Source organism: Streptomyces sp. NPDC004721, assembly GCF_053601495.1.
Genome location: NZ_JBSGBZ010000123.1, coordinates 1 through 6,878 on the forward strand (window position 1 = coordinate 1; position 6,878 = coordinate 6,878).

A 6,878-nucleotide genomic window follows, 5' to 3' on the forward strand; every position below is an offset into this window, starting at 1 on the left:
GACCGGCCGCTCCCGGGCCACCCACTACCGCCGGCTGCGGCCCCCGCCCGAGCAAAAGCCCAGGAAACCGCAGGTCCAGCCCTCGGCCCTCACACTCGAGGAGCGGGCGGCAGTCCTGGAGCTGATGAACTCGGGCGAGTACGCCGAGCTGCCGCCCGCGCAGTCGGTTTTACTCGACTCCTTGCGGTGGGGGCTGCTGGCCGGCGTCGCGGATGGCACGGGCGGCGTTGATGAGTCCGATGTGGCTGAAGGCTTGGGGGTAGTTACCGAGGGCTTCTCCCGTGGCGGGGTCCGTCTCCTCGGCAAGCAGGCCAACGTCGTTGGCGTGTGCGAGAGTGGCCTGGAACACCTGCCGTGCACGGACGACATGACCGGTCAGGGCGAGGGCGTGGGCGAACCAGAAGGTGCAGAGCAGGAAGGCTCCTTCCGTTTCCTCGATCTCGTCGCCGAGGTAGCGGCGGACTAGGCCGTTGCGGTCGGTGAGCTGGGTGGCGACGGCGAGCACGGTGGACTGGACGCGAGGGTCCTGCGGAGGCAAGAAGCCGACGATGGGCAGCATCAGCGCCGAGGCGTCCAGTTCGTCACTGCCGAACGCCTGGGTGAAGGCGCCCGAACGGGGGCTCCAGCCGCGCTCTTCGATGGCTTGGCGGATGTTGTCTCGCTCGTGGCGCCAGTGAGGTACGCGTTCGTGGGCCTGGAGGGCGGGGGCCATGGAGATGGCGCGGTCCAGGGCGACCCAGCACATTAGTTTCGAGTGCAGGAAGTGTCTGCTCGGTCCGCGCCTCTCCCAGATGCCCTGATCGGGCTCGGTCCAGCGACGGGCGGCTGTGTCGGCCGCCTGGACCAGGAAGGCGCGGGTGGGCGGGTCCAGGCGCTCCCCGGGTGGGAGGCACTCGTGGGCGGCGTCGAGGAGTTCGCCGTAGACGTCGAGTTGGCGTTGGCGCCAGGCGTCGTTGCCGATCCGAACGGGGCCGCTGTTGCGCCAGCCGGTCAAGTGGGGCAGGAGCCGCTCGCTCAGATCACGTTCTCCGCCGATGCCGTACATGATCTGCAGGTCGACGCCGCGGTCAAGTTGGGTTGCCGCAGCCCGGGCCAGGAAGCCGAAGAACCGGTTCTTCTCCTTCTCGCAGGCGGCCGTGGCGAGCGCTTGCAGGGTGAAGCTCGCGTCGCGGACCCAGGTGTAGCGGTAGTCCCAGTTGCGTATCCCGCCCGTTTTCTCGGGCAGGGAGGTGGTGGCCGCGGCGACGATGGCCCCGGTGGGAGCGAAGGTCAGGGCTCGCAGCACGCGTCCGCTGTGGCCCACCTCGTCCTGCCAGGGGCCGACGTAGCCGCGGTGGAGCTTTGACCAGGAGCGCCAGCCTTCGATGGTGTCGGACATGCGGTGCCGGATCCGCCCGGCCCGCCAGCCCACCGACTCCCCTTCCCACGCCGACCCGACGTGCAGGGCGAACCCGAGGCGCTGCCCCGCCGAGAGCGGGATTCGGCCGTGCGCTGTGGAGCCGCTCACCCGCAGGTCGACGGGGCTCGACAGCAGCAGAACATGGGCGCCCCCGTACGCCGCGAGCCCGCCTCGCACGGCTGAGAAGAGGGGGTGGACGAGCCCGAACTCCGGGCGCGGCGCGTAGGTGATCTCGATGTCCACTCGCCCTTCGGTGCAGGTGATCTGCCGCAGCAGCGTTCCGGGGGACGCGGTGCCGAGCGCGTGCCCGCGTTCGCGCCGCCCCAGGGCAAGGGCATCCCGCAGGACCGCCGTGCCCCCGGTCGTGCGGAAGACCGTCTCCAGAACGAGGCTGTCCTCGAGGTAACGGCGGCTGATGTCGACCGGGCCGGTAGGGCGGATGGACCAGTGGCCGGCGTCCTCGTCGAGGAGCCGGGCGAAGATCGCCGGGCTGTCGAACCGGGGCAGGCACAGCCAGTCCACCGAGCCGTCGGAGGTCACCAGCGCGGCCGAGCGGCAGTCGGACAGCAGGGCGTGGTCACCGATCGGCCGCGTACTCATGCGTTGCAGCCTGTCAACCGTGGGCCGGACGCGGCCCGGCCAGGACGACGTGAACAGTTACCTGCGCCGTAGGTCCCTTCAGGTGCCTGACGGGTGTCATGGATCCCAGCCTCCCTGAACAGCGGATTCACCTCCAGCCAATCAGCACGATCGGCGCATCGCACATGCCGGTTGCCGGCAGTTGCCCCGACCGGGTGGCACGGCCTGGTGCCGCGCTAGGCGTCCGGTCGGCGTACGTCGTGTCTCCCCGCTGCGGCGTGGCGAGGCGGCCCCGCGTCATCAGCGAGGTTCCGAGACTGAGTCCTGGCGGCCGAGGGCGAGGAAGCGTCGGTGGCCGCATCTCCACTGGTCGGTGATGTTGAGGGTAAGGTCCTCGGCGATCCTGTGGAGCGCTGGTGCTCCTAGACGTGCCCAGGGAAACGGCGGGCCCTCGCGGCCATGGGTGTCTTCGAACCGGGCGGTGCAGCGCTCCTCGACATCGTCGGGGTCGACCTCGACGAGGAGAAACCCCGTCGGGGTGGTGAATTGTATACAGCGGCCCAGTAGGGCGCGCGGGTCGCCGCCGATGCCGATGTTGCCGTCGATGAGCAGGACGGTCTGCCAGCCTCCCTCGGCCGGCAGCTGGTCGAAAATCGAACGGCACAGTGCCATTCCGCCGAGAGCGATGGTATCGGCCGCCGCGCGGGGGGTTACGTCGACGCCGAGTGCGAAGACTCCGCGGCTCAGGAGTGCCCGGCACAGTCGGCCCGGTCCGCAGCCGACGTCGAGAACGGGGCCGACGCAGCGATTGAGCACGGATTCGTCGGCCAGGGTGGGATGCGCGTACCAGCGATGCACCGGCATCCAAATCCGGCACCCGTCCGCCAGTCGCAGATACACCGGTCCGTGGCCGGTTCGCAGGGCGAGCGCATAGGGGTCTCCCCCGGCGCAGGGCGAGCCGTCCTCGTCGGTCGTCACGATGCAGCGTCGTGACCTGGTGCAGGTCGTTCCTCGTTGGCGCGGGCGGCCCGCCGGAGGCGGCGGAGCCTGAGAGCGAAGGCCACGGCGGAGGCGGCGAAGAGCACGCGGGTGATGGCCAGCCACCGGCCGAGGTAGACGTCCATGGACAACCGGGTGGCACCCGGGTACGGCGTCGACAGGGCGAAGATGAGGGGGAAGATGAGGGGGAACCAGACGAGCAGGAGCACACCGGAGAGAAAGGTGGGCACGCGCAGGTAGTTGATCCACGGCGGTTGTGGCATGCGGGGGGTGCGATGCCGCAGGACAGCGTGTGCCGACAGGTCGGCGAGTGAGTACAGGGGGAGCAGATCAGGTCGTGGAGGATCGCCGCGCCGACGAACCAGATCGCGACGTCGAGCGGGCGGACGGCGAACAGGCGCACCATGGCATAGCCGGTGATCGCGAACGAGGCGATCAGGACGAGCAGGTGGAGGGGGCCGGAGCCGTACCAGCGGACGAAGCGCGCCATGGTCACGTCCTGAAGGTGAGCCGGTGCACCCACTTGGTGTTGTTCACGCCGGGGTTGGCCGGGACGATGACGCGCGCCGGGTAGCCATGGTCGAGCGAGAGGTCCGCGCCGTTGACGCGCAGGGCGAGCAGCGATCGGGGGTCGTGGATCTGGTTGCCCCGCAGTACCACCGAGCTGTAGGGGCCGGGTCGTTGGACGGATTGCACCAGGACGCTTCCGGCGTCGGGGAGGCCCGCCAAGGCGGCGAGGTCGGCCAGCCGAAGGCCGCTCCACTGCTGGTCGGGGGTGGACCATCCCTCCACGCAGGCGATCGGCAGTGCGGCAGCATGCTGGGGCATCGCGAGGAGCTGTGCGCGGGTGAAGACGAGCGTCGGACCGGGGCCGTGGATCTCCAGCCGCCAGCCGGGGCCGACGTGCGCGGGGGTGACGCGGACGGAAGCGGCCGTCTTGTTGATCTGGAAGCCGTTCGGGCCGCTGCCCGGAGTACGGTTGTGCGGCGCGAGAAGGGCGGTGCTCCGCAGCCGGCCGCCGATGCTCTGTCCTGCGGTGACCACCAGGAGGAGCAGCGATCCGCCCCCCACCATGGCGAGCGCGCCGCGCCGGGTCATCGTCGGCGGCGCGGGAGCGGTCGCAACCAGGCCGTCGGGGTCGAGGGGCTCGGGCCGTGTGTTGGCGAGGTCGGTGCGCAGTTCGGCGGCCAGGCTGCGGGAGCGCAGGGCGCGGGTCATCCGGCCGAGTCTGAGGCACACGTGGACGACGAAGGCGGCGATGAACACCCAGGCGCCGTAGAAGTGCAGGGTGTAGAAGGAGCCGGGGAAGACGTAGAAGAGCTGGATGTTGATGATGCCGGTGACGAACTCAAAGATCACCCCGCCGACCAGCATGAGCAGGGACAACCGCTCCAGTCCGTGGGCGACGGAGCGGACCGGCAGCCACTCGAACAGCTTCGGAATCACTGACCACAACTTGGCCAGCAGCACCGGCACGAGGACCACGCCGAGCGTCACGTGCACGCCCTGGGTCAGCCGGTACAGCCAGTACGGATGTGTGGGCCAGTCGAAGAGGTAGAAGCCCAGCAGGCCCTTGTCCGGGGTCTGGTCGTTGATGCGGCCAAGTCCCGGGTTGCACACCCTCGCCGTCCTGGCAGCCCTGCGCGGTCAGCCCAGCCCCGCCAACGACGCGACCACTCTCCGCGTCCGCACCCCTTCCGGCGGGCTACACGTTTGGTACCGGGCCGGAGACAGCTGCCGCTGGCAGTCCTCCGTCGGCTCCAGCCCTGGCCGCGCCCTGGCCTGGCAGGTCGACATCCGTGCCCACGGCAGCTACATCATCGCCCCCGGCACCACCACCCAGCACGGCACCTACACTGCCATCGGCGACACCCGCGAGCCCGCCGCGCTCCCACTCTGGCTCGCCCAGGAACTCGAGCGCACCAACCATCTGCCCGCCCCCAACGTTCCGGCGCCCAGGCCGGTTCCACCCCGAGCCCGCCAGGCCGTCCTCGCCGCAGGCGGCGGCCGCGACCGCATCCAACACACCCTCGCCACGGTCCTGGCTCCCGTTGAGGCCTGCGGCCAGGTCGCTGAGGGCGCAGGATTCTCCGACACCCTCAACCGCGCCGCCTACACCCTCGGCGGGCTCGTCGGTGCCGGCCGCTTGCTCCAGGACGAGGCCGAACAAGCCCTGAAGGAAACCGCGGCCGCGGCCCGCCCCGGACAGGAGCGCCGCATCGAGCAGATCATCCGCAGCGGCCTTGCCGCAGGCCTCAAGAGGCCCCTGTACGCAAGCGGGAGGCGCTCGTGACATCGTCCGGGCCCGAGACGCTCTTCGACTTCGACCCCGAAGCAGTCGCTGCCCAGATCCGCGCCCAGGGCGCCGCCGTCGTGCCGCGCCCGGCGCAGGCCGACACCGGGCATGCCCCGGCCGGTGAGGCGACCGCGGACGGGCTGCTGCCGGACACCCTGTCGGACCGCGGCAACGCCAAACTGTTCGTCAAGCTGTATGCCAACGACTACCGGCACGTGCCCGGCATCGGCTGGTACCGGTGGGACACCACGCGCTGGCAGATCGACGAAGACGACACCGTCCTGTGGGCCGCCGGCGACCTGGCCGAGAACATCGCCACCCACGACGCCCGCGGCCTCTTCACCACCACCGCCCTGCAGCAGCACCGCCGCCGAGCCCTGTCTACCACCGGCATCAAGGCCATGCTCACCCAAGCCAAGTCCGCCCCCGGCATGGTCTTGAACGCCGCCCGGCTGGACGCCGACCCCTACGCACTGTGCACCCCCGACGGCATCGTCGACCTGCGCACCAGCCTGACCAAAACCCCCGACCCGAATAAGGACTTCCACTCCCGCTCCACCACCGTCGGCCCCCAGCCCACCCTCCACCCCCCGCTGGGAAACATTCCTGACCGACACCTTCGGAGCCGACAGCGAAGGCCGGGAGATGATCTCCTACCTGCAGCTGCTGCTCGGCTACTCCCTCACCGGCGACGTCGGCGGCCAGGTCCTGCCCTTCCTCTTCGGCTCCGGCAAGAACGGCAAGTCCGTCCTACTGGACGTGCTGATGAAACTCCTCGGAGACTACGCAGACGCCGCCCCGCCCGGATTCCTCATGGCCCGCCCCTATGAAGGCCACCCCACCGACCTCGCCGAACTCCACGGCCGCCGTGTCATCGTCTGTTCCGAGGTCAAGCCCGGCGACAAGTTCGATGAAGCCCGCGTCAAGCTCCTGACGGGCGGTGACCGTATCAAGGCCCGCCGCATGCGGCAGGACTTCTTCAGCTTCGAACCCACGCACAAGCTTTGGCTGCTGGGTAACCACCGTCCCGAGGTCGGCACCGGCGGCTTCGCGTTCTGGCGCCGCATGCGCCTGATCCCCTTCGAACGCGTCGTCCCCGACCACCGCAAGATCGACAACTTGGCGGACATCCTCGTCACCGAGGAAGGCCCCGGCATCCTCAGCTGGCTCATCGACGGAGCCCGCCGCTACCTCGCCGGCGACCGCCACCTCACCGGCCCCGAACGCGTCCGCATCGCCACCACCGCCTACGCAGAAACCGAGGACCACACCGGCCGCTTCTACGAAGAACGCTGCCACCTCGCCCCTGACCTGCGCGCCGAGCAGACAGCCCTCTACGCCGCCTACAAAACGTGGTGCCAGAATGAAGGCGCACCAGTCATCTCCTCACGCGCCTTCGCTGCCCGCACCCGGGAACTGGTCGGGCTGGCCTCGCCCAAGGAGATGATCCTGTCCAACCAGCGCAAGCACTACCCGGGCATCGGACTGCTCACCGACGAGGAAAGGGACACTAGCCTGCGCGTTTCATCCGGGGTCGCGTCCGGATCATGATCGGAAAAGCGAAAGTGCCTTCTGAGCTGCAACGATGAGGCTTGTCTAAGGTCC

Annotated in this window: 5 protein-coding genes and 2 pseudogenes; 3 read left to right on the forward strand and 4 right to left on the reverse strand. The window is 69.6% G+C overall.

Annotation, left to right across the window (positions count from 1 at the left end):
- Positions 1-169 precede the first annotated feature (169 nt).
- From ACWEK3_RS41770 to ACWEK3_RS41785, 4 genes are all read right to left on the reverse strand, one after another.
- On the reverse strand, positions 170-1,999 hold the full coding sequence (locus ACWEK3_RS41770) for a glycoside hydrolase family 15 protein (RefSeq protein ID WP_453252203.1): 1,830 nt from the start codon (positions 1,997-1,999) through the stop codon (positions 170-172).
- A gap of 279 nt (positions 2,000-2,278) precedes the next feature.
- On the reverse strand, positions 2,279-2,956 hold the full coding sequence (locus ACWEK3_RS41775; protein ID WP_453252204.1) for an SAM-dependent methyltransferase: 678 nt from the start codon (positions 2,954-2,956) through the stop codon (positions 2,279-2,281).
- Positions 2,953-3,240 (reverse strand): hypothetical protein, encoded by a 288-nt coding sequence (locus ACWEK3_RS41780; protein ID WP_450547808.1) that lies wholly within the window; start codon positions 3,238-3,240, stop codon positions 2,953-2,955. Before ACWEK3_RS41780 ends, ACWEK3_RS41775 begins: the two co-directional genes overlap by 4 nt.
- A 229-nt stretch (positions 3,241-3,469) precedes the next feature.
- Positions 3,470-4,597: a molybdopterin-dependent oxidoreductase gene (locus ACWEK3_RS41785; RefSeq protein WP_453252205.1), complete on the reverse strand. Its 1,128-nt coding sequence runs from the start codon at positions 4,595-4,597 to the stop codon at positions 3,470-3,472.
- Here ACWEK3_RS41785 and ACWEK3_RS41790 point away from each other — a divergent pair.
- The 3 genes and pseudogenes from ACWEK3_RS41790 to ACWEK3_RS41800 all read left to right on the forward strand — a co-directional run.
- Positions 4,581-5,270, forward strand: a pseudogene (locus ACWEK3_RS41790) (bifunctional DNA primase/polymerase); the annotation flags it as partial. The gene ACWEK3_RS41785 and the pseudogene ACWEK3_RS41790 overlap by 17 nt on opposite strands.
- A 218-nt stretch (positions 5,271-5,488) precedes the next feature.
- A pseudogene (locus ACWEK3_RS41795) lies at positions 5,489-5,794 on the forward strand (DNA primase); the annotation flags it as partial.
- A gap of 124 nt (positions 5,795-5,918) precedes the next feature.
- Positions 5,919-6,824 carry a DNA primase family protein gene (locus ACWEK3_RS41800; protein ID WP_453252206.1) on the forward strand — a complete coding sequence of 302 codons (906 nt, stop codon included), beginning with the start codon at positions 5,919-5,921 and terminating at the stop codon, positions 6,822-6,824.
- Positions 6,825-6,878 lie beyond the last annotated feature (54 nt).

Excerpts from the sequence above, each read along its gene's own strand:
- ACWEK3_RS41800 (WP_453252206.1), top strand. The coding sequence starts at position 5,919 with ATGATCTCCTACCTGCAGCTGCTGCTCGGCTACTCCCTCACCGGCGAC.
- ACWEK3_RS41770 (WP_453252203.1), bottom strand. The coding sequence starts at position 1,999 with ATGAGTACGCGGCCGATCGGTGACCACGCCCTGCTGTCCGACTGCCGC.
- ACWEK3_RS41780 (WP_450547808.1), bottom strand. The coding sequence starts at position 3,240 with ATGCCACAACCGCCGTGGATCAACTACCTGCGCGTGCCCACCTTTCTC.